Origin of the sequence: Allopontixanthobacter sp. (assembly GCF_034376665.1) — a bacterium.
Classification (GTDB): Bacteria; Pseudomonadota; Alphaproteobacteria; order Sphingomonadales; family Sphingomonadaceae; genus Allopontixanthobacter.
This window is the reverse complement of record NZ_JAXMJI010000030.1, coordinates 1-23,914: the sequence shown is the minus strand read 5'-3', so window position 1 is coordinate 23,914 and position 23,914 is coordinate 1. Positions and strand designations below refer to the sequence as shown.

Here is a 23,914-nt window from a genome sequence, read left to right as displayed (position 1 = left end):
GACGTTGTCGTTATAAAAACCCATACTACATCCCGGCCTGGTTTTTTTCGCGGGCGCCGCAGCAAATAGGGGTATCGGGTGATGATCGAGGTCTGGCTCCGCGAGATAACACTGGGGGTATCGATAGCGGTCGAAGCGGTGGCTGCGCTGGTTGTCGCCTATGCTGTAGCGGAGGCGGTCATTCGGCTGGTGCTGTCCTTCTGGGGGCACAGCGCAAGCCGCTCCGCCGACCGTGCCCACGACGTCAAAGAGGAAATCAGACTGCGGCTTGGCCGCTGGTTGGCCCTGGCGCTCGAACTGCTCCTGGGAGCCGACATTCTGCGAACCGCGGTTGCACCCAGCTGGTCCGAAATCGGCCAGCTGGCCGCCATCGCCACGATCCGGACCGCGCTCAATTACTTCCTGCAGAGAGAAATCGAAAACGCCCGGCAGAGCCGCGCCGACCGCTAGGCAGCACCGGCTATTCGGCAGGAGCGGGTTGCCACCGGGCCAACGACGGCTCCGGCAGGGCTGCCGTGCGGGCCCGCTCATAAGCCGCACCGGCTTTCAGCACGTCGTGATCGCGCCATTTGCCGCTCATGATCGACAGCCCCACCGGCAATCCCTCGACGGCCCCCATCGGCACGGTCAGATGCGGATAACCGGCAATTGCCGCCAGGCTGCCGGCCCCGATGCCGCCGCTGAAATGATCGCCATTGACCAGATCGCTGACCCACGCCGGGCCGGTCGTGGGGGCCACCAGAAAGGCAACCTCGTTCTCCGCCAGCAGCCGGTCGATCCCCTCTGCGCCCGCCAGTTTCAAGGCGTTCGCCCGCGCCTTTTCATAGGCAGAGCGGTCCGTCGCTGCCTCCGCTTCGAGGAAGATCGACTGGCCGAACCAGCGCATTTCGGCTGCGGAGTTGGCTTCGTTGAAAGCGATCAGATCGCTCAGGCTGCGGGGCATATCCGCGCCCGGCAAACTGCGTAGATAGGTGCCCATGTCCTCGCGCAGTTCGAACAGCAGCACCGCATATTCATCACGGTACATTTCGCCATTGGGTTCGAAGTCGATGTCGACCAGAACCGCGCCGGCGCGCACCATGTCGGCCAAAGCCGTATCGAACAGCGTGCGCACATCCCCACGGTTGCCGACCTGCTTGCGCAAGACGCCGATCCGTACGCCCTGCAGCGTGGAATTTCCCAGTCCGGCGCTGAAATCGGTTTTCCGTGCGTCGGCTTCTGCCGTGGCCGGATCGGCCGGATCGCTGCCCGCGAGCGCGGTCAGCAGCATGGCCGCATCCTGAACCGAACGGGCCATCGGCCCCGCGGTGTCCTGCGAATGGCTGATCGGCACCACATGGGTGCGGCTGATCATGCCTACGGTCGGCTTGAACCCGACCACGCCGTTGACGCTGGCCGGGCAGGTAATCGACCCGTCCGTCTCCGTGCCGATCGCGGCCCAGGCAAAGCCTGCAGCAATTGCTGCCCCGCTGCCGCTGGACGAACCGCAGGTGTTGCGGTCGATCCCGTGAGGATTACGCGTCAGCCCCCCCACCGCGCTCCACCCGCTGGTGGAACTGTTGTCGCGGATATTGGCCCATTCGCTGAGGTTGGTCTTGCCCAGCACTACGCCGCCTGCCGCGCGCAAATTTGTGATCATCGGTGCATCGCGGCCGGTCCGGTTATCCTTGAGCGCGAGGCTGCCCGCAGTGGTGGCCCATTCGCTCGTTTCGATATTGTCCTTCACCAGCACGGTCCGGCCATTCAGCCGGGTATTGCCGCGCATGGCGGCCCCGGCCTTGGCGGTGGCATCCCGATCGAAGACGATGACGGCGTTTATCTGCGGCCCCGCATCGTCGAGCGATTCGATCCGCTGGACATAATGTGCCGCTTCGGCATCGGATTGGAGGTTGCCCTGTGCGTTCGCCATGGTTGGGGCGGCAAGGGCCAGGGCGACGATCATCACGTGGCTGGTTTTCATAGCCGATACAATGGCAGCAACTTCCGGGCACGCAAGCGGGTTTTCCACCGGTCAGGATTAACGCACTTGAACATCGGCTGCTCAGTCGCGACATAGGCGGTCATCTCCTGCAAGGTTTAAGGATTCTCATGATCGATCTGTTTGGCACTTCCGGCGAAACCTACGGCACTCAAGGCCAGTTTTCCCGGGATCCGGTAACCGGCGCGCTGGTGCCGATGGTGGTCGAGCAGACCAGCCGGGGCGAACGCAGCTTCGACATATTCAGCCGCCTGCTGCGCGAACGCATCGTGTTCGTTACCGGTCAGGTGGAAGACGGCATGGCATCGCTGATCACGGCGCAGCTGCTGTTTCTCGAGAGTGAAAATCCCTCCAAGCCGATCTCGATGTATATCAATTCACCGGGCGGGGTGGTGACAGCGGGCATGGCGATCCACGACACGATGCAGTATATCAAGCCGCGGGTTTCCACCGTCTGCATGGGGCAGGCCGCCAGCATGGGCAGCTTTCTGCTTGCGGCGGGTGAGCCGGGTATGCGGGTTGCGCTGCCCAACGCACGAATCATGGTCCACCAGCCATCTGGCGGCGCGCGCGGCATGGCCTCGGACATCGAGATCCAGGCGCGCGAGATCCTGCGGATCAAGAAAAGCATGAACGATCTGTATGTGAAATACACCGGGCGCAGCCTGGACGAGATCGAGAAGGCGATGGACCGCGATACCTTCCTCGAAGCGGATGAAGCGATGAAGTTCGGTATCGTGGACAAGGTTTTCGAAAGCCGTCCCGAGGGCGAAGAACCCAAGGACGAGCTGGGATCGGGCGGCGCACCGGAATAATCTGGCGCCCGCAGCCAGGGCTAATCGTCGGCGGACAGGGTGTAGCAATTCAGCAACCTTGCTGCTTCAGCTGTCCGTAAGATGGCGTATGGTAGCCCTAGATGTTGATTATCGGCAATCCGGCTATACAGTCGGTGCAATCCCTGTCCGCCGGTTCGGTACAGGGATTCGGGAACACGGGAAATGACCAAATTGAGCGGAACTGATTCCAAGAGTACCCTTTACTGCAGTTTCTGCGGCAAATCGCAGCATGAAGTGCGCAAGCTGATCGCGGGACCGACCGTGTTCATCTGCGACGAATGCGTGGAGCTGTGTAACGACATCATCCGTGAAGAAACCAAGGCGGGCATCGCCGGCCGCAAGGATGGCGACGTTCCCACGCCCATGGATATCTTCACCACGCTGAACGATTACGTGATCGGGCAGGACCGCGCCAAGCGCGTGCTGTCGGTTGCCGTGCACAACCATTACAAGCGGTTGAAGCATGGCGGCAAGGCTGGCGATGTCGAACTGGCGAAATCGAACATCCTGCTGGTCGGCCCGACCGGCTGCGGCAAGACTCTGCTCGCGCAGACACTGGCGCGCACCTTCGACGTGCCGTTCACGATGGCCGACGCGACCACCCTGACCGAGGCCGGTTACGTGGGCGAAGATGTCGAGAACATCATTCTGAAACTGCTCCAGTCGTCCGACTACAATGTCGACAAGGCGCAGCACGGAATCGTCTATATCGACGAAATCGACAAGATCACTCGCAAGGCGGAAAATCCCTCGATCACCCGCGACGTGTCGGGCGAAGGCGTGCAGCAGCGCTGCTCAAGCTTATGGAAGGCACCACCGCCTCCGTCCCGCCGCAGGGCGGGCGCAAGCATCCGCAACAGGAATTCCTCCAGGTCGATACGACCAACATCCTGTTCATCTGTGGCGGCGCCTTCTCCGGTCTGGACAAGATCATCGCGGACCGTCTGCAGAAGCGCAGCATCGGCTTCGGCAACCATGTCGCCGATCCGGACAAGCGCCGGGTGGGCGAGTTGCTGGAAAAGGCGGAGCCGGAAGATCTCCTCAAATTCGGGCTGATTCCCGAATTCGTTGGCCGTCTGCCGGTTATCGCCACCCTGCGCGATCTGGATGTCGAAGCGCTGGTGGAAATTCTGAGCCAGCCGAAGAACGCTTTGGCAAAGCAGTACGCCAAGCTGTTCGAACTGGAAGATGTCGAGCTGACCTTCACTCAGGATGCTCTGGAAACCATCGCGCAAAAGGCTATTCTTCGCAAAACCGGCGCGCGCGGGCTGCGCTCGATCGTGGAAGGGTTGCTGCTCGATACGATGTTCGACCTGCCCGACATGGACGGCGTCACCGAGATCGTGATCGACAAGGACGTGGTCGAAGGCCGCAAGGATCCGGTGCGGGTGATGGGCGCGAAAGCCAAGAAGGAAAAGGCGGCCTAGCTTGCCTGGGCTGAGCTAGCGCTTGGCCCCTGAATTGCCAGGCGGTCGCCCTCTGGCATCCCTGAAACAACAAATCCCGTCCGGCCCAAATGGCACCGGACGGGATCGTGTGGACGCGGGGGAGGGGACACGCCGCGTCCGGAAGGCTTCGCTGTTGTTCGCCTCAGCCGGGCAGGAACACGCCGTCCGTTACGTGGATGACGCCGTTCGAGACATCGACATCCGTCGTCGTGACTGCGGACGCACGGCCTGCAGCGTCGGTGATGACCACCGTGTCGCCAGACAGACGCGCGCTCAGCGTCCCGCCGGCAACCGTCGTCAGCGTCGCTGTACCACCGCTGCTGTTGATCAGCGCGATCAGGTCTGCGGCTTTCACTTCACCGGCGACGGCATGATACGTGAGGATATTGGTCAGGGCCGTCTTGTTCTCGGGCTTCACCAGTGTGCCAACGGTGCCTTCCGGCAATTTGGCAAAGGCTGTGTCCGTCGGGGCGAAAATGGTGAAGGGGCCGGGGCTGGACAGCGTATCGACCAGGCCGGCAGCCTTGACCGCGGCGACCAGCGTGTTGTGCATACCGGTGCCCATGGCAGCCTGGACGATGTTGGACTGGGCTTTGGCTGCCGCCTTGTGATGGTCGGCGAGTGCGGGGGCGGCGGTCATGATGGTCCCTGCGGAAAGGACGGCTGCGGTGCCGAGAGCAATAGCTTTGAGTGAAACGGGTTTGAACATCCTGGTCTCCTTTGAACGGCAAGCGTGTCTGCTGCTTGCCCTCAAAGTTACGGAACGCGCCCCGCTGCGGATGCACCAATCCGCGAAAAACGTCGACAGTTTCAGGTCTTCTGAAGTTTTCCGCTCGCCACTACCGGTCCGGCCTCGGCTCCCGCAGGGGCTCCACCGAGCGGTTCCCGCGTGAGGACCAGTTCCGCCCCGTCTTCGATCCGCTGCGCAAGCGCCGCGCCCACGGTCATGCGCCGTTCTTCGCCCGGCACCACTACCCCCAGCGATTTTGCGCCTTCATCCGGCGTCACCAGCCACAATTCGTGATCGTGCACCCCGTCGGCTGAAAGGCCGCTGGCGGACACCAGCATTTCCTCGCGGTCCGGCAGATAGGTCACCCCCAGCCGGAGCGGAGTATCGCCAATCGGGATCGACGCGACCAGCGGGTCGGCGGCGGCAATCTGCTGCGCGGGAACGGCGTCTGGCCCGGGGCTGCGGGTCATCGGCAGTGCCAGGAACGCCAGCACCACCGCCGCCGCGGCAGCAAATCCGGTGGCGATTTTCCATTGGCGTACCCGGCGGCGCAGCGCGAGGACTTCAATCACCGGTTCGTCGGCAAGGTCGCTCCGGTCCAGCGCAGTCTGAATTCGCTGCCACACGTCGCCGCCCGGTGCCGCAGCCGGGATCACGTCAAGCAGCGGAGCGAGCCGGTCTTCCCAGCGCGCGACCGACGCGGCGAAGGCAGTATCGCTCGCTATCATGCCGCGCGCGTTCAGCCGGGCTTCCGCGTCCAGCAGGCCCAGCACATATTCGGCGGCGAGCACTTCGCCCTCTGGCATTTCGGGCTCACTCATTCTTCGAGACACCTTTTCAGCCGGGCCAGGCCGCGCCGCACCCAGCTCTTCATCGTTCCCAGAGGCACGCCGCGCCGTTTCGCCAGTTCCGCATAGGTGGTTCCATCAAAGAACGCGGTACGGATCGCGTCCTGCTGCCCTTCTTCCAGAGTACCGATGCAATGATGGATTCGCGCGCTGCGTTCGCCGGTTTCCATCACTGCGTCGGCCAGCGGAGCCTGATCCGGGATTGCTGCCGCCTCGTCCACACCCACCGCGCCGCTGCGCACCTTGCCCTTGCGAAGCCGGTCGATAGCCCGATTGCGCGCGAACACCGCGAGCCAGCTGATCGGACTGGCCCGTTCGGGGTCGTAGCTTTTCGCCCGTTGCCACAGGCTGACATAGACGTCCTGCAACGCATCCTCCGCTTCGCTCCGGTCCCCCAAGATACGAAGGCAGATGCCGAATAGTTTCGCGGAGGTCGCCTGGTAGATCCGTTCGAGCGCGCTGCGGTCACCGCCGGCAAGCTGTGCCATTGCTTCGCGAAGATGCGCCCGGGAGGCGTCGGCATGGGTGGGATACGGGTCTGGTTCGCTCATTGGTGGCAGCCGTCGCAGTCCCGTGTGGTTTCGATTTGTATGGTCGTATGCCCGATCCGGAAATCATGCGCCAGCCGCTCCGACACATCGCGCAGGAATCCGTCGCCGGTCGTACCGCCGGGCATCACCAGATGAACCGTCAGCGCGGTTTCGGTAGTGCTCATTGCCCAGATGTGCAGATCATGCACGGTCTCGACGCCTGGCAGACCGGCGAGGAAGCCCCGTACATCACTCTCGTCGATCCCTTCGGGCACAGCGAGCAAGCCCATCTTTACGCTGTCCCTGAGAAGCCCCCAGGTGCCAAAGGCGATGACCGCCACGATGACCAGGCTGGTCACCGGGTCGATCCACCAGGCGCCGGTCAGCAGAATCGCGATCCCAGCCACCACCACGCCGACCGACACCAGAGCGTCGGCGGCCATGTGCAGGAACGCGCCGCGGATGTTGAGATCGTCCTTCCGTCCGCGCATGAACAGCAGCGCGGTGCCGGTGTTCACGGCAATGCCAATGCCGGCCACGATCACCATGGTCATTCCGGCCACCGGCGCGGGATCGGACAGCCGGTTGATGGTTTCATAAAGAATGGCTCCCAGTGCCACCATCAGAAGGCCAGCATTGGCCATCGCCGCGAGAATGGTGGAGCTCTTCAAGCCGTAAGTGAAACGCTGCGATGGCGCGCGTTTGGCCAGAACGCTTGCCGCCCAGGCAAGCAGCAGGCTGAGCACATCGGACAGATTATGCCCCGCGTCCGCGATCAACGCCATCGAGCCGGACCAGAACCCGTAGGCCGCTTCGATGATGACGAATGCGGTGTTCAGCACCACTCCGATGGCGAAGGCGTTGCTGAAATCGGTCGGTGTATGCCCATGCCCATGTTGATGCCCATGGTTAGGGCTGTGAGAATGGCCGCCGCCCATCGGAGTCAGTCGTACACGCAGGCGTCGAGCCCGCCGCGCCGGACAACGCCCATGCGGGCGGAGATTGTGTTGCCGTATCGGCGGGTGAAGCCGGCCGGATTGGTTACGGACCGTTCCTGCGGCAGTGGCAGGGCCGCGGCCATCCGCGCCGCCTCGGACTTGGTCAGCCGAGCGGCGGAATGCTGGAAATAGCGCTGGGCACCCGCTTCCGCTCCGTAGGTGCCGATGCCGGTTTCCGCGACATTCAGATAGACTTCCATGATCCGCTGCTTGCCCCATACCGTCTCGATCAGGAAGGTGAACCACGCTTCCAGCCCCTTGCGGAAATATCCGCCCCCTTGCCACAGGAACACATTCTTGGCGGTTTGCTGGCTGATGGTGGAGCCGCCGCGAATGCGCCCGCCTGCTGCATTGCGCCTGATGGCGTTTTCGATCGCTTCCTGGTCGAAGCCATTGTGGCTGCAGAATTTCCCGTCCTCAGCGGCGATCACGGCGGTCACCAGATTACGGTCGATATTGCCGAGCGATTCCCAGTCCTTGGTAATCCCGTCGCCGTTCAGGATCATCGTGGCCGTAACCGGCGGTGGCACGAATTTGAACAGCAGCACCAGCGCAAGACTGATACCGACAAACCAGAAAATAATTTTTACGAGTAATTTCGCGGCCCGGATCATCGAGGCCTGATAACAACCTCGGGGACACTCGGCCAAACAAAAACGGCCCCGATCGCCGTTTCGCAATCGGGGCCGCCCTTATTCCGGTGGTGAAGGCTAGACCGCTGTGGGCATCAACCGTTCGCCGGCGATGGCTTTCATCGCCTTCTGCAGCTTTTCGAACGCGCGCACTTCGATCTGCCGGATACGTTCGCGGCTGACCGAATAGACCTGGCTGAGTTCTTCCAGCGTCTGCGGATTATCCGTCAGTCGCCGCTCGGTCAGGATGTGCTTCTCGCGGTCGTTGAGGCTGTCCATCGCTGCGCCCAGCATTTCATGCCGGACCGACGCTTCTTCGGCCTCTGCAACCATTTCATCCTGCAGCGGGCCATCGTCGGTCAGCCAATCCTGCCACTGGCCGCCGCCATCTTCGTCGCCGCGCATCTGGACGTTGAGGGAGGCATCGCCGCCCATCATCATCCGCCGGTTCATGTTGATGACTTCCTGTTCCGGGACGCCCAGATCGGTTGCAATCTTGGTTACGTCATCGGGATGAAGGTCGGAATCCTCATAGGCTTCCAGCTGCTTCTTCATCCGGCGCAGGTTGAAGAACAGCTTCTTTTGCGCGGCGGTGGTGCCCATCTTGACCAGGCTCCAGCTGCGCAGGATGAATTCCTGCATACTCGCCTTGATCCACCACATGGCATAGGTAGCCAGACGGAAGCCGCGATCGGGTTCGAATTTCTTGACGCCCTGCATCAGGCCGACGTTCCCTTCGGAAATCAGGTCGCTGACCGGCAGGCCGTAGCCGCGGTATCCCATGGCGATTTTCGCCACCAGCCGCAGGTGCGAGGTGACCAGCTGTGCCGCTGCCTCGGGATCTTCGTGTTCGGCATAACGCTTGGCGAGCATATATTCCTGCTCGGGCGTCAAAATGGGGAATTTCTTGATCTCGGCCAGATAGCGGTTGATGCTCTGCTCACCGCCGAGGGCCGGAACGGTCAAACTTTTCTTGGTGCTCACTTCTTCCCTAACCTTTCTGTGTCGGCTCGCGGTGCCGGACCCCTGATGGGCATCCGTTCGTGCGGGCCACATGGTTACATATAGAGGATATTTTTGCGTCTTGAAGCGCGTTTCATCGATTTAAACGAACGGTTTCGTCGATCAGTTCCATCAGGTCCGCAGGCATCTCAGCATGGAATTCGTGCTTTTCGCCTGTGACCGGATGGAGGAAGCCAAGCGAGGCTGCGTGCAGCGCCTGCCGGGCAAAGCCGAGATCGCGTAATACCGGCCGCAATTGTGAAGGTGTCCGTCCATATATCGGGTCCCCTAATAGCGGATGCCCGATTGACGAAAGATGAACCCGGATCTGGTGGGTTCGCCCGGTTTCGAGGCGGCATTCGATCAGCGTACAAAAGCGCAAGGGTTTCAGCGTCTTGTAATGCGTGACTGCGCGCTTTCCGCGTGACGAATTGTCGTCCATCGTCATCATCTTCTTGCGGTTGTGATCCGACCTTCCGATGCGCGCTTCGATGGTCCCGGAAGATGGCGCCGGGTGGCCTGCGCAGACCGCGACATATGTCCGTTCGATCGAATGGTCCGCAAACTGCCGGGCCAGGCCTTCATGCGCCGCAGTAGTTTTTGCTGCTACCAGCAAACCAGAAGTGTCCTTGTCGATCCGGTGGACGATGCCGGGTCGGGCCACCCCGCCAATGCCGGACAACTGGCCCTTGCAATGGTGCAGCAGGGCGTTGACCAATGTCCCGTCGTGGTTTCCGGCGGCCGGGTGGACGACCATTCCGGCAGACTTGTTAACCACGATCAGATGCTCGTCCTCGAATACGATATCGAGTGGGATATCCTGCGGCTGGGCCGCAGCTTCGACCGGCGGGGGCAGGGTGATCGTGAAGCGGGCACCGGGCTGCATTTTCTTGGACGGGTTTGAAGCGGTCGTCTTGCCCACCACGATCGCGCCCTCGGCCATCAGCGCCTTGATCCGCTCTCTGGACAAGCCCGATGCTTCGGCCAAGCCCTTGTCGAGGCGCTGGGCAGGTTCGGGCAAGATTCCGGTAATCGTTTCCATGTCAGTCACCCGGCCCCACTATCCGTTCCCCCGCGTCTTGTCGAAGCCCCGTTTTGGATTAAGGCTTGGAGATACGATGATGGTCACCATTCCCGCCTGCATGATCGATGCGCTCCATGCCGAAGCGGCCAAGGCGGCTCCGCGCGAGGCGTGCGGCGTCCTTTTGGGTCAGGGCACTGCCATTGGCAGCATCCTGCCGACCGCCAATATCCACGCCGAACCGGAAACCCGCTTCGAAATCGATCCCCGCGCATTGATCGACGCCTATCGCGAGGCACGCAGCGGCGGGCCGCAGATCCTCGGCTACTATCATTCACATCCGGTCGGACCGCCGGAGCCATCCGCAACGGATCGCGCCATGGCGGCCGCTGACGGGCGCATCTGGGCAATAATCGGGATGGGCCGAGTCGAATTCTGGCGCGATGGCCCTTCCGGTTTCGAACCGGTTGGCTATAGCTGCCCGGCCCGCTAAGAGGGTTAACCACACTCAAATCCGGAAAATTTTTCGCATGACCACTGCTTCTGTCGATCTTGCTGCGATGCTTTGCTCCCGTCTGTGCCACGATTTGCTCAGCCCGGTGGGCGCGCTGAGCAACGGGCTGGAACTGCTGGCTGACGAGAAAGACCCCGAAATGCGGGCGCGGTGTTTCGAATTGCTCGAACAGAGCGCCCGGATCAGTACCGACAAATTGAAGTTCTTCCGGCTGGCATTCGGAGCCGCGGGCGGTTTCGGCGAATTCGTCGAGGTCGAAGAGCCAAAGACGCTGGTGGAGGCCTTGGTGGCGGACAAGGCCAATATTCAGGTGAATTGGGCACTCGCCGCTGCCAAGCTGCCCAAGGATGCGGTCAAGGTTCTGCTCAATTTCTCCCACATTGCGATCGACGCGCTGGTCCGCGGCGGGACGCTGGATATCGGAGCCGAGCTGCGTGACGGCGCGAGCGAGATTGTGGTGCGGGCAACGGGCCCGAAGATTGCTTTCGACGATACGATCGGCAGGGCGCTGGAAGGATCGCTGCCGGCCAACGAATTGTCCAGCCGGACCGCGGCGGCCCACATGATCCATGTGCTGGCCAACGCCGCGGGCGGCGGCCTGCAGTATCAGCGCACTGACGAAGCGCTGGTGCTGGGCGCGGTGCTCCCCCAACCCGAAGGCATGATCGGGTGAATTTCCGCCCGGCCCGGAAGGACGGGGGTGCCGGGTGAAGGATGAACTCGTCCATCGGGAAGTGCTCTCGCCCAATTTCGGGGAACGCCAGCTGCCGATTTCGATGGCGGTTATCCATTACACCGAAATGGCCGATGCGGAGGCCGCTCTGCAGCGGATGTGCGATCCCGAAACGCAGGTCAGCGCGCATTATCTGATCAGCGAGGCAGGCGAGGTTACCCGGCTTGTTCCCGAGGAAAAGCGCGCCTGGCACGCCGGCGCGAGTTACTGGCGCGGGCACAAGGACGTGAATTCCGCCAGCATCGGGATCGAACTCGACCACCCCGGCCATGCGCTGGGCTACCGGCCGTTCGCCGAAGCCCAGATCGACGCGCTGGTCCCGCTGCTGGCGCGGATCGTCAGGACATATGATATACCGAGGGCCAATGTAATCGGCCATTCCGATGTCGCGCCGGCACGCAAAACCGATCCGGGGGAGCTGTTTCCGTGGGAAAGACTGGCGGAATACGGCCTCGCCCTGCCGACGCCGGATATCCGGATGGGCGACCCGTTCGACAACGACGGCGCGTTCTACATGGCGCTGGAGCGCTGGGGTTACGACATTACCGACGGGCACAAGGCGGTCGAGGCTTTCCAGCGCCGCTGGCGCCCGCACCGGATCGATGGCGAGATCGACGGACAGCTGCGCGCGATCCTGTTCCATTTGCTCTTGGAACGCGACCGGGGAAGCGCTAGATAGGCAAGTGCCAGGGGGCCGGGCAGCCGCGTCCTTCGACATGCTCAGGATGAGCAGGTTGAGGGCCGAGGAAAGTCCGGGCTCCACGAAACAAGGGCGGCGGGTAATGCCCGCCGGGTGAAAATCTCCGGGTGCGAATCCGGGGATCCAAACCCAGGGAAAGTGCCACAGAGAGTATACCGCCTCCGCTCATCCTGAGCGTGTCGAAGGACCGGAGGTAAGGGTGAAAGGGTGCGGTAAGAGCGCACCGCGCGGCTGGTAACAGCAGCGGCATGGTAAACCCCGCCCGGAGCAAAGCCAAATAGGGGCGGCGCGCCGAGGCTTCGGCCAGAGCAGATGTGTTTTCGCATCGACCGCCCGGGTTGGCTGCTTGAGCCGTATGGCAACATGCGGTCTAGATGAATGGCTGCCCCTGTGCGGCCGGTGCCGCCAAGGAAACAAGGCGCGCATACCGCGTGCAGGACAGAACCCGGCTTACAGGCCCCCTGGCAATTTCCGCAGAATTTACGACGAACCGGGAAACAACTTTCCGGTTTCGCGCATTGCTCCTTATGAAGCCGGGAGAATTCTTTTTCGCAGCGCCATGATCCGGCTCCAGCGCTGCACGGCGAAGGCGAGATACCATGATGCTCGAAGATGATGTTCGCGACAGCGCCTTGATCGGCAGCGACCGCGTTGAAGGGACCAGCGTTTTTGGCCGCGACGGTGACAAGATCGGCTCGGTGCGCCGGGTGATGATCGAAAAGAAAAGCGGCCAGGCGCGCGATGTCGAAATTGCGGTCGGCACATTCCTGGGAATGGGCGGCGAACTGCACAGCGTACCGTGGGAAAAATTCGAGTACGACACCGATCTTGGCGGATATCAGATCAACGTCACCGAAGACGAGCTTCGCAACGCGCCGACCTACGGCGAGTCGGACCGGGACACGGCCTATGATCTGGAATATCAGCAGCGGGCCTATGATTACTGGACCGTTACACCATATTGGTGAAACGCGGCGGCGGGAAGCTCAGGCGGCAACGGCCAGATTGGCGACATCCACACCGGCGTCGGTCTGGACAGTCTGGAGGTAGCGGCGTTGATCGCCCTCAAGGACTAGCGCCGTCAGCCGCCCTGAACGGTAGGCGCCGGTATCGATGCCGATCCGGTTGTCCCGCTCGTCGACCTCTTCGACGATCGTGTGGCCATGCACGATAATGTGCGAGTGTTGTCCCGCAAAGCGGAGAAAGGGATCGCGAATCCACAAGAGATCCTGACGAGTCTGCTCCGCGAGCGGAACTTCCGGATTGATGCCTGCGTGGACGAAGGCATAGTCGCCCAAAGTCATATATTCTTCGAATGACCGGATGAATTCGAGGTCTGCCTCCGGCACATGGCGCTCCATGATCGTCTGCAGTTCTTCCAGGGACGCGCAATTATACAGATGCGGATCGACTCCGTAACTGAGCACGGTTTCACGTCCGCCATGCTTGAGGAAATGCCGCAACATGGTGACACTGGTGAAGGCCTGGAGGAACATTTCCTCGTGATTGCCCGCCAGAATCCGGACCGAACGCGCGGATTGCCAGCGCCGGGCGCGGTCGATCACGCCCGCGCTGTCCGGTCCGCGATCGACCAGATCACCCAGCAGGATAACCATGGTTGCCGCGGGGCCGGATTCCAGATCGTCGCGTTCCACAGCCTCGATCAGTTCTTCGAACAGGTCGAGCCGGCCGTGGATGTCGCCGATGACATAGGCGCGCTGACCTTCGGGCAAGCGCGCGCTTGGCCCGGCAGGGCTGGATCGGAAAAACTGTCGGAAGAATTCGAACATAGGGGTAGGCGCAACCTGATTCTGGAACCGAATGACGGACGGTTCCATTTGATTCCGAAGAGATAATTTTCTAGCAGAACCGCGATCGACCGTTCCGCCGCTGTTGTCCTGCCGCTTAAGCCAGCCTCCCTTGCAGTGCAACGCCTGTCGGTTTGCTGAATTCGGGGGAGGCGATTGGACCATGCCTGTCACAGTGGTGCATAATGGGCACAGTTTAGGGATTTGCCGCGCCATGCTCCGCAATTTCTCTTGTGCACTGCACAAGAGTGCGGCACGTTTGTTTCGTATTTGTCAGAGTTCGCACAGCAAATGATGCAACCGGCAGACACGCAGGTGGGACGAAGCAACTCACACAAACAAGGAAGTTTGTCATGCTAACGTCCATTCGCAGCCTCACCGTTGCAACTATCCTTTCTACTTCGGCACTTCTCGCGGCCCCGGCTTTTGCGCAGGACGACAGCGATTCGTCGATTACCGTTTCGGCCAACGTCGCGCTTGCCAGCGAATACCGTTTCCGGGGCGTCGACCTGTCCGGCGGCGATCTTGCCGTGCAGGGCGGCGTCGATATTGCTCACGATTCGGGCTTCTATGTCGGCACGTGGGCATCTTCGCTCGATGAAGACACAGTGGGCTACGGTTCGACCGAACTCGACATCTACGGCGGATGGAGCGGAAACGTGACCGAAGGGCTCGCGCTCGATGTCGGGGTGATCCAGTATATCTATCCCAACGCCGGTCCGGGCGAGTTCGACTACACCGAATTCTACAGTTCACTCGGCTTCACCTTTGGTCCGGCCGAAGCGACGGTCGGCGTAGCCTATGCCCCGGAGCAGGATTCGCTTGGCGGGACGGACAACCTCTATTTCTACACCGATCTGGGTGTAGGTGTCCCCGGCACTCCGCTGACCGTGACCGGCCATGTGGGTTACACCGATGGTTTCCTGACCTTCACCGATGACAGCAAGGCCTTCGATTGGTCGATCGGCGCGGAAGCGGCCATTTACGGGCCGGTCAGTCTTGGCGTTGCCTATGTCGGTGCCGAAGGTGACATTCCGGTCGGTGCCTATGATTTCGTCGACGATGCCGTCGTCGTTACGCTGAGCGCCAGCTTCTAAGGACTACACCCGAACCTGGGAAAAAGGGGTCTTCGCCACTGCGGCGCAGACCCCTTTTTTGCAGCCGAGCGAGAACTTGCCTCCGCTGCTTGCTTCGAGCCGTCAATCATCGCATCTTCTCTCCAACCCGTCCGGTTAACTGCATCAGCCGCAGTGAACCGGCATTGTGATCGATGAACCCTGGTTTGAACAAGAAGGCCCCTTTCGATGATTCACTATCTCCACACGATGATCCGCGTGTCCGATCCCGAGGCCACAGTGAGGTTCTTCAACCTCATCGGGCTGGAGGAAGTGCGCCGCTTCGACAGCGAAAAGGGGCGCTTTACCCTGATCTTCATGGCAGCGCCGGGGCAGGAAGGCGTGGCGGAGGTTGAATTGACCTACAATTGGCCGCCCGAGGACGGCGGAGCGCCCGAGCAGTATGACGGCGGGCGCAATTTCGGCCATCTCGCCTACCGGGTGGATAATGTCTATGAGACGTGCCAGCGGCTGATGGATGCCGGAGTAACCATCAACCGTCCTCCGCGCGACGGGCACATGGCTTTTGTCCGGTCGCCCGACGGGATTTCGATCGAATTGCTGCAGGAAGGCAATTTGCTGCCGCAGGAACCCTGGGCGAGCATGGAAAACACCGGCAGCTGGTAAGATTACAAGCGCCGCGCCCGTTATCCCGGACGAGCGGACCTGTCGGCCGGATGGCCGGTCGTCATGCGCAGGATCGTGAAACCCACCACCGCCGATATCAGCGAGCCGAGCAAAGTGCCGATCTTCGCTTCGTCGATCAGCAGACGGTAGCCGGGAAACGCCAGTTCGCCGATGAACAGCGACATAGTGAAACCGATGCCGCACAGGATCGAAACGCCCCATATCTCCGGCCAGCTTGCATTATGCGGGCGCGCGGCGAACCCGATCCGGTCGGCTATCCAGATGGCGCTGAAAATGCCCACTTGCTTGCCCAGAAAAAGCCCCGCTGCGATCGCCACGGGCAGCGGCGCGACGATCCCGGCAATGCCGATGCCTGCCAGGGCAACCCCGGCGTTGGCGAAGCCGAAGATCGGAACGATCAGATAGGCACTCCAGGGTGCCATCGCGTGCTCGATGCGTTCCAGCATCGTGTTGTCGTTATTGCCGACCATCGGAATGGTCAACGCCGCGACAACTCCGGCGATCGTGGCATGGACTCCCGAATTAAGGACTAGGTACCAGAGCACAATCGCCAGTGCGATGTACAGGGCCGTACTGGTAATGCGCATCCGGTTCAGGCCCAGCATCACGCCGACCGTTACCAATGCCCCGATCAGCCATGCCAGCTTGATGCCCGGGGTGTAGACCAGCGCGATGACCAGCACCGCGCCGATATCGTCGACGATGGCGACGGTCAGCAGAAACAGTCTCAGCGAAGGCGGCACCCGGTTGCCGAGCAGGCCGAGCACACCCATCGCAAAAGCAATATCGGTGGCCGCCGGGATTGCCCAACCGTCCAACAGACGGGCCGGTTCATTCCACACGAAGAAGGAATAGACGAGCGCCGGAACCCCCATTCCCGCAACCGCGGCAAGAATCGGCAAACGCCGCTGTTCGTTGGTCGATAGCTGTCCCTCGATCCACTCGCGCTTGACCTCCAGCCCGACAACGAAGAAAAAAATCGCCATCAATCCGTCGTTTATCCACAGATGCGCCGTGTTCAGTTTGGCGATCGGAGTCCAGGGCAGCGCGCCATGGAACAGGTGGAAATACTCGGCGGCCAGCGGAGAATTTGCCATCGCCATCGCGGCGGCGGCCACCACTATCAGCAGAATACCCGCAGAGGCATCGCCCACAAACAGGGCGCGCACGGGAGCAAAAAATTCGCGAAGCGGGGGAGTTGTCTTTTCCATAATTCGATGCGCCCCCCTCTTTCGCAAATCTTTGCGCGTTGCAAGCTTCCTACGCCTCGGATAGGTACAAACCCTTATAAGGGGCGCTATGTTGACTATCGAAGCTTTCACGGCTTTTGAATGGTTTATTCTGTTTCAGCATGAGCTGTTGTTGTTCGCCGGTGTATTTTTCCTGATCGGTGCGGCAGACGAAATCTGCATGGACGCGGCATGGATCTGGTTCCGCCTGACCGGTCGCACACGCACTTATGTGCTGCCCGGTACCAGCGACGGCACGCTTCCCGGCACGGACCAGGAACCCTTGATCGGGCCAGCAGCAATCTTTGTCCCGACGTGGCAGGAATCGGGCGTCATTGGGATCACCATCGACCATATGTTGTCGTCCTGGCGTCAGTCGGAATTTCGCGTGTATGTCGGTTGCTATGCCAACGATCAGGCCACGATCGAGGCTGTCCGTCATGCCGCGGCAGGCGATCCACGACTGCGCCTTGTAATCCATGCCCGGATAGGACCGACCACCAAGGCCGATTGCCTCAATCGCCTGTACGGGGCGCTGGCCGAGGATGAGCTGCGCAGCGGAATTCGCACCAGGATGATCGTCATCCATGATGCGGAAGACATGGTCGATCATTCGGCGCTCGGACTGCTCGATGCTGCGATGGACACTTCCGATCTCGTCCAATTGCCCGTTCTGCCGGTCCCGCAGCCGCAGAGCCGGTGGATCGGCAGCCATTATTGCGAGGAATTCGCCGAGGCGCACGGCAAGGCGATGGTCGTTCGCGATGCGCTACGGGCGGGCATGCCCCTCGCCGGAGTCGGCTGCGCAGTTGGCCGCGACGCGCTGGCTGTGCTCGCCCGTACAAAGCCGGGAGGCAATCCCTTTGCTGCCGACTGCCTGACGGAAGATTACGAACTGGGTCTGGGCATTTCGGCCCAGAGCGGAACCGCACGGTTCCTGCGATATCGCCATGCGGACGGCCAATTGGTCGCTACCAGGGCGTATTTCCCGGCCCGTCTCGATCAGGCGGTCCGGCAGAAGACCCGCTGGATCCACGGAATTGCGTTACAAGGGTGGGACAGGCTCGGCTGGCACGCCCGCCCCGCAGAAATCTGGATGCGGATACGCGACCGCCGCGGTCCGGTCACCGCGCTGGTGCTGGCTCTGGCCTACGCTCTGCTGGTGCTCGCAACTGCGGGTTGGCTTATGAACCTTGCCGGCGTTGGTCAGCCGCTGGAATTGTCACCGGAACTCAGCATCATTCTGGTGCTGAATTTCGTCAGCTTCGCGTGGCGCGTGGTCTGGCGTTTCGCGTTCACGGCACGCGAATATGGCTGGGTGGAGGGGCTGCGCGCCGTCCTTCGCATTCCGGTCGCCAATATAATCGCCATCATGGCCGGGCGGCGGGCCCTCATCGCTTATCTCAAGACGCTTGCCGGTCAGATACCGCAATGGGACAAAACCCATCATGATGCCCATCCGGCCCGTATTGCGGCGCCGTCCATTGCCCACAGTCCGCTACGGAAGCGCCCCGCATGAGCCGTCCGGCCAGGCGGCGCGCGGGCCAGCCGCTGGTGGTCTTCTCCCTCCTGTTGCTGGGGTGGAGCGGCATCCGCATGGCGGTGTGGGAATCTCCCTTTCCGCGGATACCGCCGCTTACCTTGGTTACCGCCCCATCGGATTTGCAGCCTATGGACGAACCTTCGGCTGCGCTGGCTACCACCGCGCCGCAAGGCGCAGCTATGGCCGCCGCATGGACCTATCAGATCAATTCCGTGATTGCGGCGCCCAAACCGGTCAAGTTTGCCGTCACATCGGCTGCACCGGTTCCTCCCGCGTCCGCCTCAAGTGGCAGGCTGGAGGTACTTGCCTCGCATCAGTTGCTCTGGCTGGCGGCGATGGGGCAGGTTCCGGTCTTGCCGGACATCGCGCAGATTATGCGCCAGAGCGCGGCTACCCGGGCCGGTCTGCCACCTTTCTCCGGCCGTACCGCCTCTGCAGTGGGCAAGCGCTGGTCGCTGGACAGTTGGCTGTTCCTGCGGCCACAGGCTTCGCTCGCGGCGAATACGGGCACAGGGTTTGCCACCTATGGCGCGAGCCAGGCGGGCGCGGTGCTGCGTTACCGGCTCCAGCCCGGCAGCAGCTTGCGCCCCGCAGCCTACGTCCGGGCGACCAAGGCTTTGGCAGCGGGCCGGGAAACCGAGGTTGCGGCGGGCCTGTCCGCCGTTCCGTTCCGCGGAATTCCCGTCGCGGCGCATGCCGAACTTCGTGCGCTCCGGAGCGCCTTCTCCACCGAAGTTCGCCCGGCTGCGTTCGCGGTGACGGAGATTCCGCCCGTTCCCCTGCCGCTCGGTTTGCGCGGCGAGACCTATCTGGCGGCGGGATATGTCGGCGGCGATTTCGCGACCGCTTTTGTGGACGGACAGGCCCGGGTCGACCGCGAAATGCTCCGGTTCGACCGCGGCAGCCTGCGGGCCGGAGCCGGAGCATGGGGCGGCGCCCAGAAGGGGGCATCCCGGCTCGACATTGGCCCGAGTGCATCAGTGAATGTGCAACTAGGGCCCGTACCCGCCCGTGTGGCGGTGGATTACCGTCTGAGGGCAGCGGGTGCGGCAGAACCGAAGTCGGGCGTTGCCATCACTCTTTCGACAGGCTTCTGATCCGGTCGCAGCACTTTACCCCGATGCCCTGCACGGTTCAGCTTTAATCCACTGCTGGCGTGGTTTAGGGCAGCACCAATGGACGTCTATCTTCCTATTGCGAATTTGTCGGTCAACGGGCTGGTCATCGTGCTGCTGGGCATGATTACCGGGGTGTTGTCCGGACTGTTCGGGGTCGGCGGCGGCTTTCTGACCACGCCGCTGATGATCTTTTACGGCATTCCCCCCACAGTCGCTGCGGCATCCGCGTCCACGCAGGTCACCGGGGCGAGCGTTTCCGGGGTCTTTGCCCACCGGCGCCGGGGCGGGGTCGATTACCGGATGGGCAGCGTGATGGTTGCCGGGGGCATCTTCGGGGCCGGAATCGGCGCGGTATTGTTTCGCTGGTTCCAGGCCATCGGCCAGATCGATATCGTGATCAACGTGCTGTACGTGCTGATGCTCGGGACCATTGGATCGCTGATGCTGAAGGAAGCGCTTCAGACGCTGCGCCCGTCGGAAAAGGGCATGAGCCGAACCGTGAAGAAGCGGCGCCACCACCCGCTTGTAACGGCGCTGCCCCTTCGCTGGCGGTTCTACGGTTCGGGACTTTACATTTCGCCGCTGGCTCCGCTGATCCTGGGCGTTGTTGTCGGCATCCTGACCATGCTGATGGGGGTGGGCGGCGGATTTATCCTGGTGCCCGCCATGCTCTACATCCTGGGCATGAACGCGAATGTGGTTGTCGGCACTTCGTTGTTCCAGATCCTGTTCGTGACCATCGCCACGACTATGATGCACGCGCTGACGACGCGCGCGATCGACATCGTGCTGGCGGTTCTGTTGCTGCTTGGATCGGTGTCCGGTGCGCAAATGGGGGCCAAGATTGCCCAGGTCGCCCGGCCGGAGATACTCCGGCTGGTGCTGTCGTCGATCGTGCTGCTGGTGGCGCTGCGGATGCTGTTCGGTCTGGGGTTCCGGCCGGACGAGATTTTTACCGTGGTGGCACTATGAACCTCGTCCGCCTGCTCCTCCTGCTGGTCATGGCGGCCGTGCTTCCAGGCCAGCCGGCCAGCGCCCAGCGTGATCCCATTCTCGTGCCGGAAGTTTCGCAGCACGAGGTGCAGGTTCGGCAAGGATTCGTCGGGACGGAATTGCTGCTGTTCGGAGCAATTCTCGACCCCAGCGGCGGACGCGGCGGGAACGATTACGAGATAGTGGTCGTTCTCAAGGGCCCGACCGGCGCAATCCGGGTCCGCGAGAAAGAGCGTATCGGCGGCATCTGGATCAACGCGACCACCACCGATTTCCGCTCTGCCCCGTCGTTTTTTGCCGTCGCGTCCTCGGCGCCGATTTCGGAAATCGTCGATGAACGGACAGCGGCGATCTATGAATTGGGTCTGGGCTTCATCCAGCTTTCGCCGACCGGGACGATTGATCCGGCTGAACAGACCAAATTCACCCAGGGGCTGGTAGATCTGCGCCAGCGCGAAGGGTTGTACCAGGAGGATATGGGCGGGGTGCAGATCAACGAACAAGTGCTGTATCAGGCCCGCATCTCGCTGCCCTCGAATGTTCAGACCGGCACCTATACGGCGGAAACCTTCGCGATCACGCGCGGCCGCGTGATCGCGTCGGCAATTGCGGAAGTGGAGGTCAAAAAGGTCGGCTTCGAACGGTTCGTCGAAGTGTTCTCCCAGAAGCAGGCGTTCTTCTACGGTCTGATCGCGGTGTTTCTGTCGATTTTCATGGGCTGGGTCGCCGGACGGGTCTTCGCCATGATCTGAGATGCGGGCGTGCCCCGGTGATCGAAGCAGATGTTGACCCGATGTTAACCCTCCCCAGACTACCCCTGCGGTTATGTTCAACGGGGAAAATACCTAACATGACCGATATGGCTCACGGCAACTTTCAGCGGCCCGGCGCGGATACCGAATTCGCGGACCCGTCGCCGGCTGGGTTGGATACTGCCGATAACGCGATGCGTCCGATCGGGGTGGTCCTCGAAATCGCTGGCTCAGGTTCGCAAGTTGCCCTTGATCTGCAGCGGCTGAACGAATGTATGGCCGATGACGATCCGTCGATCGGGCTTGCAGGACAGGTCGGCAGCCAGATCAAGATCCGCGTCGGCAACAGCTGGCTCCTCGCCAGTGTGCGTAACCAGCGGCAGGATCGGCGCGCCAATGACGGGATCATCGCGAACATCGATTTCCTCGGCGAAGGTCAGGAGGAAAAACTGACCGGCAAGATTCACAGTTTCCGCCGCGGCGTTACCCGTTACCCCGTGCCTGGCGCGCTGATCTATCCCGCTACGACCCCCGATTTGCGCCAGATCTACGCCAGCGATGGCCGCGCCAACATCCAGATCGGCACCGTCTATCCGACCAAGGACATCCGCGCGGGCCTGTATGTCGATGCGCTGCTGGGCAAGCATTTCGCGCTGCTGGGTTCGACCGGCACCGGCAAATCCACCAGTGCGGCGCTGCTGCTCCACCGGATCTGCGAAGCTGCCCCGGAAGGTCACATCGTGATGATCGATCCGCACGGCGAATATTCGGCGGCCTTCAAGACGACCGGCAAGATCTTCGACGTTACCAATCTGCAGATGCCGTATTGGCTGATGAATTTCGAAGAACATTCCGAAGTTCTGCTGTCCTCCAACGGCAACGAACGCCAGGTCGATGCCGATATTCTGGCGCGGTGCCTGCTCAAGGCACGGCTGAAGAACCGGCTGGCCGAAACCATGGGCAAGATCACGGTGGATTCGCCGGTGCCATATCTATTGTCCGACCTGTCGAACGAAATCCAGAACCAGATGGGCCAGCTCGACAAGGCCACCTCCAGCGCGCCGTTCATGCGGATCAAGACCAAGCTGGACGAATTGAAAAGCGATCCGCGGTACCAGTTCATGTTCTCCGGAATGCTGGTGGGCGACACGATGGCGGATTTCATATCCAAGGTCTTCCGGATGCCCAGCGCGGGCAAGCCGATCTCTATTATCGACGTGTCGGGCGTTCCGTCGGACATTACCGCCACCGTGGTCGCCGTCCTGTCGCGCTTGGTGTTCGATTTCGCGATCTGGGGACGTGACGAGAAAACCTCGCCAATCCTGCTGGTCTGCGAAGAAGCCCACCGTTATGTCCCGAACGAAGCCAATGCCGACGGATCGTCGGTGGGCAAGATCCTCAGCCGGATCGCCAAGGAAGGGCGCAAATACGGCATTTCGCTGGGCCTGATTACCCAGCGCCCGTCCGATCTTGCCGAAGGCGTGCTGTCGCAATGCGGCACGATCATCTCGATGCGTCTCAACAACGACCGCGACCAGGCCTTCGTGAAATCCGCCATGCCCGAAGGCGCGCGCGGGTTTCTCGATTCCATTCCCGCCCTGCGCAACCGCGAATGCATTATCTGCGGCGAAGGCGTGGCGATCCCGATCCGTGTATCGTTCGACAATCTCGAAGAATCGAAGCGCCCGGCATCGGAAGATCCCAGCTTCGTGGAATTGTGGCGCCAGAGCGGCGGCGAAGAAGATGCCGTCCACCGCACTGTGCAAAGGTGGCGCAGCCAGGGGGCGTGATTTTCGCTCGCGGCTAGTTGGCTTTGCCAACGCCTCCGCGGGGGCGGCCTGACCGGCCGGCGGCCGGTCGGCCTTTGGGGCTGCTGCCGCGGCCCGCCTTTTCTCAGGTGCCCCGCGTATCCCCGAACAGGTGGATATGCAGGCGGTCGCTCATCCGGAAGCCGTGCTGAAGGCATAGCGGCACCAGCCATTTTTCGCGCTCCCTCAGTACCGCGCTGTCGGTGCCTTCGGGCATCAGGAATACCCGCGCGGGTGGAATGGCGTGGGCGCGGACGAGGGCGGTCACTTCGGCCACATCTTCCGGCGTAGCAATCACGAATTTGAAGAAGGCGCGGCTGTCGGCACTGTAATGGCTCAGCCGTTCAGGCAGCAGCGCCAGTTCCGCCGGATTGCCGCTATGCGCCAGTTTCGGGCTGACATTATATTGGTCGATCCGGATATCGAGCCGGGGCGGGGCGCTGGTGGTGCCGTTGGTTTCGACTTCCACCGTCATATCGGGCAGCAATTCCAGCAGCGCGGCGAGGGCCGGGGCCTGCAGCAGCGGCTCCCCGCCCGTAATCACCAGGCGCCGCTGAGCCAGTGCGTTGATCCGCTGCGCAACCTCCGCTTCGCTCAGGGTAATCTGGTTGGCTTTCCGGTCGAATGTCGCAGCATCGCGGTGCGGGCGGTTATCGCCTTCGAAATGCCACGTGTAAGCAGTGTCGCACCATACGCAGGCGAGGTTGCAGCGCGACAGGCGGATAAAGGTGCAGGGGCTGCCAGCCGATGGACCTTCGCCTTGAACGGAGGCGAAAATCTCCGGTTCCCCGGGCGTGGTGGTGGCGAGCGTTAGCGGCATTCAAGCCCCCTCCTTTTTAAAGGAGGGGGTTGGGGGTGGTTTCCTGCTTCAGAGATTGATCAAGAATAGCCACTCTTACTCCCCTCCTGTTTTAGGAGGGGTTGGGGGTG

General features: G+C 61.9%; 24 protein-coding genes, 1 other RNA gene and 1 pseudogene. 15 read left to right on the top strand and 11 right to left on the bottom strand.

Going from position 1 to position 23,914, the window contains the following annotated elements; genetic code table 11:
- Window positions 1-81: 81 nt before the first annotated feature.
- The gene (locus U0988_RS03190; RefSeq protein WP_322291199.1) at window positions 82-450 is read left to right on the top strand and encodes a DUF1622 domain-containing protein; all 369 of its coding nucleotides are present in this window, start codon (window positions 82-84) and stop codon (window positions 448-450) included.
- 10 nt (window positions 451-460) lie between these two features.
- Here the strand turns inward: U0988_RS03190 and U0988_RS03185 are convergent, their stop codons facing one another.
- Complete coding sequence (locus U0988_RS03185) at window positions 461-1,972, bottom strand: amidase (protein WP_322291202.1); 1,512 nt, start codon at window positions 1,970-1,972, stop codon at window positions 461-463.
- Window positions 1,973-2,088: 116 nt separating this feature from the next.
- Here U0988_RS03185 and U0988_RS03180 point away from each other — a divergent pair, with 116 nt between their 5' ends.
- Window positions 2,089-2,793, top strand: coding sequence for an ATP-dependent Clp protease proteolytic subunit (locus tag U0988_RS03180; RefSeq protein ID WP_322291198.1), 705 nt, complete (start codon window positions 2,089-2,091; stop codon window positions 2,791-2,793).
- Between the two features lie 183 nt (window positions 2,794-2,976).
- A pseudogene (clpX, locus tag U0988_RS03175) lies at window positions 2,977-4,241 on the top strand (ATP-dependent Clp protease ATP-binding subunit ClpX).
- Between the two features lie 163 nt (window positions 4,242-4,404).
- Here the strand turns inward: clpX and U0988_RS03170 are convergent.
- From U0988_RS03170 to U0988_RS03140, 7 genes are all read right to left on the bottom strand, one after another.
- The gene (locus U0988_RS03170) at window positions 4,405-4,971 is read right to left on the bottom strand and encodes a fasciclin domain-containing protein (RefSeq protein ID WP_322291197.1); all 567 of its coding nucleotides are present in this window, start codon (window positions 4,969-4,971) and stop codon (window positions 4,405-4,407) included.
- Between the two features lie 101 nt (window positions 4,972-5,072).
- Entirely contained in the window at window positions 5,073-5,813 is a 741-nt protein-coding gene (locus U0988_RS03165) for an anti-sigma factor domain-containing protein (RefSeq protein ID WP_322291196.1), read from the bottom strand.
- Window positions 5,810-6,391 carry a sigma-70 family RNA polymerase sigma factor gene (locus tag U0988_RS03160; protein WP_322291195.1) on the bottom strand — a complete coding sequence of 194 codons (582 nt, stop codon included), beginning with the start codon at window positions 6,389-6,391 and terminating at the stop codon, window positions 5,810-5,812. The genes U0988_RS03165 and U0988_RS03160 overlap by 4 nt, the downstream gene beginning before the upstream one ends.
- Window positions 6,388-7,308 carry a cation diffusion facilitator family transporter gene (locus U0988_RS03155; protein WP_322291194.1) on the bottom strand — a complete coding sequence of 307 codons (921 nt, stop codon included), beginning with the start codon at window positions 7,306-7,308 and terminating at the stop codon, window positions 6,388-6,390. Before U0988_RS03155 ends, U0988_RS03160 begins: the two co-directional genes overlap by 4 nt.
- A 5-nt stretch (window positions 7,309-7,313) precedes the next feature.
- A complete protein-coding gene (gene mtgA / locus U0988_RS03150; RefSeq protein ID WP_322291193.1) occupies window positions 7,314-7,982 on the bottom strand; it encodes a monofunctional biosynthetic peptidoglycan transglycosylase in 669 nt (222 codons plus the stop codon).
- Window positions 7,983-8,078: 96 nt separating this feature from the next.
- Window positions 8,079-8,921 carry an RNA polymerase sigma factor RpoH gene (rpoH, locus tag U0988_RS03145; protein WP_416172357.1) on the bottom strand — a complete coding sequence of 281 codons (843 nt, stop codon included), beginning with the start codon at window positions 8,919-8,921 and terminating at the stop codon, window positions 8,079-8,081.
- Between the two features lie 175 nt (window positions 8,922-9,096).
- On the bottom strand, window positions 9,097-10,044 hold the full coding sequence (locus U0988_RS03140) for an RluA family pseudouridine synthase (RefSeq protein ID WP_322291201.1): 948 nt from the start codon (window positions 10,042-10,044) through the stop codon (window positions 9,097-9,099).
- Window positions 10,045-10,120: 76 nt separating this feature from the next.
- On the opposite strand from U0988_RS03140, the gene U0988_RS03135 reads away from it, so the two are divergent.
- The 5 genes from U0988_RS03135 to U0988_RS03115 all read left to right on the top strand — a co-directional run bounded on the left by U0988_RS03135 (window position 10,121) and on the right by U0988_RS03115 (window position 12,938).
- A complete protein-coding gene (locus U0988_RS03135; protein WP_322291191.1) occupies window positions 10,121-10,516 on the top strand; it encodes a M67 family metallopeptidase in 396 nt (131 codons plus the stop codon).
- A gap of 37 nt (window positions 10,517-10,553) precedes the next feature.
- The gene (locus U0988_RS03130) at window positions 10,554-11,210 is read left to right on the top strand and encodes a histidine phosphotransferase family protein (RefSeq protein WP_322291190.1); all 657 of its coding nucleotides are present in this window, start codon (window positions 10,554-10,556) and stop codon (window positions 11,208-11,210) included.
- Window positions 11,211-11,244: 34 nt separating this feature from the next.
- Window positions 11,245-11,949 (top strand): N-acetylmuramoyl-L-alanine amidase, encoded by a 705-nt coding sequence (locus U0988_RS03125; RefSeq protein WP_322291189.1) that lies wholly within the window; start codon window positions 11,245-11,247, stop codon window positions 11,947-11,949.
- A gap of 7 nt (window positions 11,950-11,956) precedes the next feature.
- Window positions 11,957-12,439: RNase P RNA component class A (gene rnpB, locus U0988_RS03120), an RNA gene on the top strand.
- A gap of 130 nt (window positions 12,440-12,569) precedes the next feature.
- On the top strand, window positions 12,570-12,938 hold the full coding sequence (locus U0988_RS03115; RefSeq protein ID WP_322291188.1) for a PRC-barrel domain-containing protein: 369 nt from the start codon (window positions 12,570-12,572) through the stop codon (window positions 12,936-12,938).
- A gap of 18 nt (window positions 12,939-12,956) precedes the next feature.
- Here the strand turns inward: U0988_RS03115 and U0988_RS03110 are convergent, their stop codons facing one another.
- A complete protein-coding gene (locus U0988_RS03110; RefSeq protein ID WP_322291187.1) occupies window positions 12,957-13,703 on the bottom strand; it encodes a metallophosphoesterase family protein in 747 nt (248 codons plus the stop codon).
- A 428-nt stretch (window positions 13,704-14,131) separates the two neighbouring features.
- On the opposite strand from U0988_RS03110, the gene U0988_RS03105 reads away from it, so the two are divergent.
- Together U0988_RS03105 and U0988_RS03100 are read left to right on the top strand one after the other, a co-directional pair.
- Window positions 14,132-14,875 carry a TorF family putative porin gene (locus tag U0988_RS03105; RefSeq protein ID WP_322291186.1) on the top strand — a complete coding sequence of 248 codons (744 nt, stop codon included), beginning with the start codon at window positions 14,132-14,134 and terminating at the stop codon, window positions 14,873-14,875.
- A gap of 207 nt (window positions 14,876-15,082) precedes the next feature.
- Window positions 15,083-15,520, top strand: a complete 438-nt coding sequence (locus U0988_RS03100; protein WP_322291185.1) for a VOC family protein — start codon at window positions 15,083-15,085, stop codon at window positions 15,518-15,520.
- Between the two features lie 20 nt (window positions 15,521-15,540).
- Here the strand turns inward: U0988_RS03100 and nhaA are convergent, their stop codons facing one another.
- On the bottom strand, window positions 15,541-16,752 hold the full coding sequence (nhaA, locus tag U0988_RS03095) for a Na+/H+ antiporter NhaA (protein ID WP_322291184.1): 1,212 nt from the start codon (window positions 16,750-16,752) through the stop codon (window positions 15,541-15,543).
- 88 nt (window positions 16,753-16,840) lie between these two features.
- Here nhaA and U0988_RS03090 point away from each other — a divergent pair, with 88 nt between their 5' ends.
- The 5 genes from U0988_RS03090 to U0988_RS03070 all read left to right on the top strand — a co-directional run bounded on the left by U0988_RS03090 (window position 16,841) and on the right by U0988_RS03070 (window position 22,966).
- Window positions 16,841-18,289 (top strand): glycosyl transferase family protein, encoded by a 1,449-nt coding sequence (locus U0988_RS03090; protein WP_322291183.1) that lies wholly within the window; start codon window positions 16,841-16,843, stop codon window positions 18,287-18,289.
- Window positions 18,286-19,410: a hypothetical protein gene (locus U0988_RS03085; protein ID WP_322291182.1), complete on the top strand. Its 1,125-nt coding sequence runs from the start codon at window positions 18,286-18,288 to the stop codon at window positions 19,408-19,410. The genes U0988_RS03090 and U0988_RS03085 overlap by 4 nt, the downstream gene beginning before the upstream one ends.
- A 78-nt stretch (window positions 19,411-19,488) precedes the next feature.
- Window positions 19,489-20,403 (top strand): sulfite exporter TauE/SafE family protein, encoded by a 915-nt coding sequence (locus U0988_RS03080; RefSeq protein WP_322291181.1) that lies wholly within the window; start codon window positions 19,489-19,491, stop codon window positions 20,401-20,403.
- A complete protein-coding gene (locus U0988_RS03075; RefSeq protein WP_416172356.1) occupies window positions 20,400-21,176 on the top strand; it encodes a TIGR02186 family protein in 777 nt (258 codons plus the stop codon). Before U0988_RS03080 ends, U0988_RS03075 begins: the two co-directional genes overlap by 4 nt.
- A gap of 98 nt (window positions 21,177-21,274) precedes the next feature.
- Window positions 21,275-22,966 carry an ATP-binding protein gene (locus tag U0988_RS03070; protein WP_322291180.1) on the top strand — a complete coding sequence of 564 codons (1,692 nt, stop codon included), beginning with the start codon at window positions 21,275-21,277 and terminating at the stop codon, window positions 22,964-22,966.
- A 103-nt stretch (window positions 22,967-23,069) separates the two neighbouring features.
- Here U0988_RS03070 and U0988_RS03065 read toward each other — a convergent pair whose 3' ends face one another.
- Window positions 23,070-23,804, bottom strand: a complete 735-nt coding sequence (locus U0988_RS03065; protein WP_322291179.1) for a 7-carboxy-7-deazaguanine synthase QueE — start codon at window positions 23,802-23,804, stop codon at window positions 23,070-23,072.
- Between the last annotated feature and the right edge of the window lie 110 nt (window positions 23,805-23,914).

What these genes read in the sequence shown, in the direction of transcription:
- U0988_RS03190 (WP_322291199.1), top strand. Translation starts at nt 82, where the DNA reads ATGATCGAGGTCTGGCTCCGCGAGATAACACTGGGGGTATCGATAGCG.
- U0988_RS03180 (WP_322291198.1), top strand. Translation starts at nt 2,089, where the DNA reads ATGATCGATCTGTTTGGCACTTCCGGCGAAACCTACGGCACTCAAGGC.
- U0988_RS03170 (WP_322291197.1), bottom strand. Translation starts at nt 4,971, where the DNA reads ATGTTCAAACCCGTTTCACTCAAAGCTATTGCTCTCGGCACCGCAGCC.
- U0988_RS03165 (WP_322291196.1), bottom strand. Translation starts at nt 5,813, where the DNA reads ATGAGTGAGCCCGAAATGCCAGAGGGCGAAGTGCTCGCCGCCGAATAT.
- U0988_RS03160 (WP_322291195.1), bottom strand. Translation starts at nt 6,391, where the DNA reads ATGAGCGAACCAGACCCGTATCCCACCCATGCCGACGCCTCCCGGGCG.
- U0988_RS03155 (WP_322291194.1), bottom strand. Translation starts at nt 7,308, where the DNA reads ATGGGCGGCGGCCATTCTCACAGCCCTAACCATGGGCATCAACATGGG.
- mtgA (WP_322291193.1), bottom strand. Translation starts at nt 7,982, where the DNA reads ATGATCCGGGCCGCGAAATTACTCGTAAAAATTATTTTCTGGTTTGTC.
- U0988_RS03140 (WP_322291201.1), bottom strand. Translation starts at nt 10,044, where the DNA reads ATGGAAACGATTACCGGAATCTTGCCCGAACCTGCCCAGCGCCTCGAC.
- U0988_RS03135 (WP_322291191.1), top strand. Translation starts at nt 10,121, where the DNA reads ATGATGGTCACCATTCCCGCCTGCATGATCGATGCGCTCCATGCCGAA.
- U0988_RS03130 (WP_322291190.1), top strand. Translation starts at nt 10,554, where the DNA reads ATGACCACTGCTTCTGTCGATCTTGCTGCGATGCTTTGCTCCCGTCTG.
- U0988_RS03115 (WP_322291188.1), top strand. Translation starts at nt 12,570, where the DNA reads ATGATGCTCGAAGATGATGTTCGCGACAGCGCCTTGATCGGCAGCGAC.
- U0988_RS03105 (WP_322291186.1), top strand. Translation starts at nt 14,132, where the DNA reads ATGCTAACGTCCATTCGCAGCCTCACCGTTGCAACTATCCTTTCTACT.
- U0988_RS03100 (WP_322291185.1), top strand. Translation starts at nt 15,083, where the DNA reads ATGATTCACTATCTCCACACGATGATCCGCGTGTCCGATCCCGAGGCC.
- nhaA (WP_322291184.1), bottom strand. Translation starts at nt 16,752, where the DNA reads ATGGAAAAGACAACTCCCCCGCTTCGCGAATTTTTTGCTCCCGTGCGC.
- U0988_RS03090 (WP_322291183.1), top strand. Translation starts at nt 16,841, where the DNA reads ATGTTGACTATCGAAGCTTTCACGGCTTTTGAATGGTTTATTCTGTTT.
- U0988_RS03085 (WP_322291182.1), top strand. Translation starts at nt 18,286, where the DNA reads ATGAGCCGTCCGGCCAGGCGGCGCGCGGGCCAGCCGCTGGTGGTCTTC.
- U0988_RS03080 (WP_322291181.1), top strand. Translation starts at nt 19,489, where the DNA reads ATGGACGTCTATCTTCCTATTGCGAATTTGTCGGTCAACGGGCTGGTC.
- U0988_RS03075 (WP_416172356.1), top strand. Translation starts at nt 20,400, where the DNA reads ATGAACCTCGTCCGCCTGCTCCTCCTGCTGGTCATGGCGGCCGTGCTT.
- U0988_RS03070 (WP_322291180.1), top strand. Translation starts at nt 21,275, where the DNA reads ATGACCGATATGGCTCACGGCAACTTTCAGCGGCCCGGCGCGGATACC.
- U0988_RS03065 (WP_322291179.1), bottom strand. Translation starts at nt 23,804, where the DNA reads ATGCCGCTAACGCTCGCCACCACCACGCCCGGGGAACCGGAGATTTTC.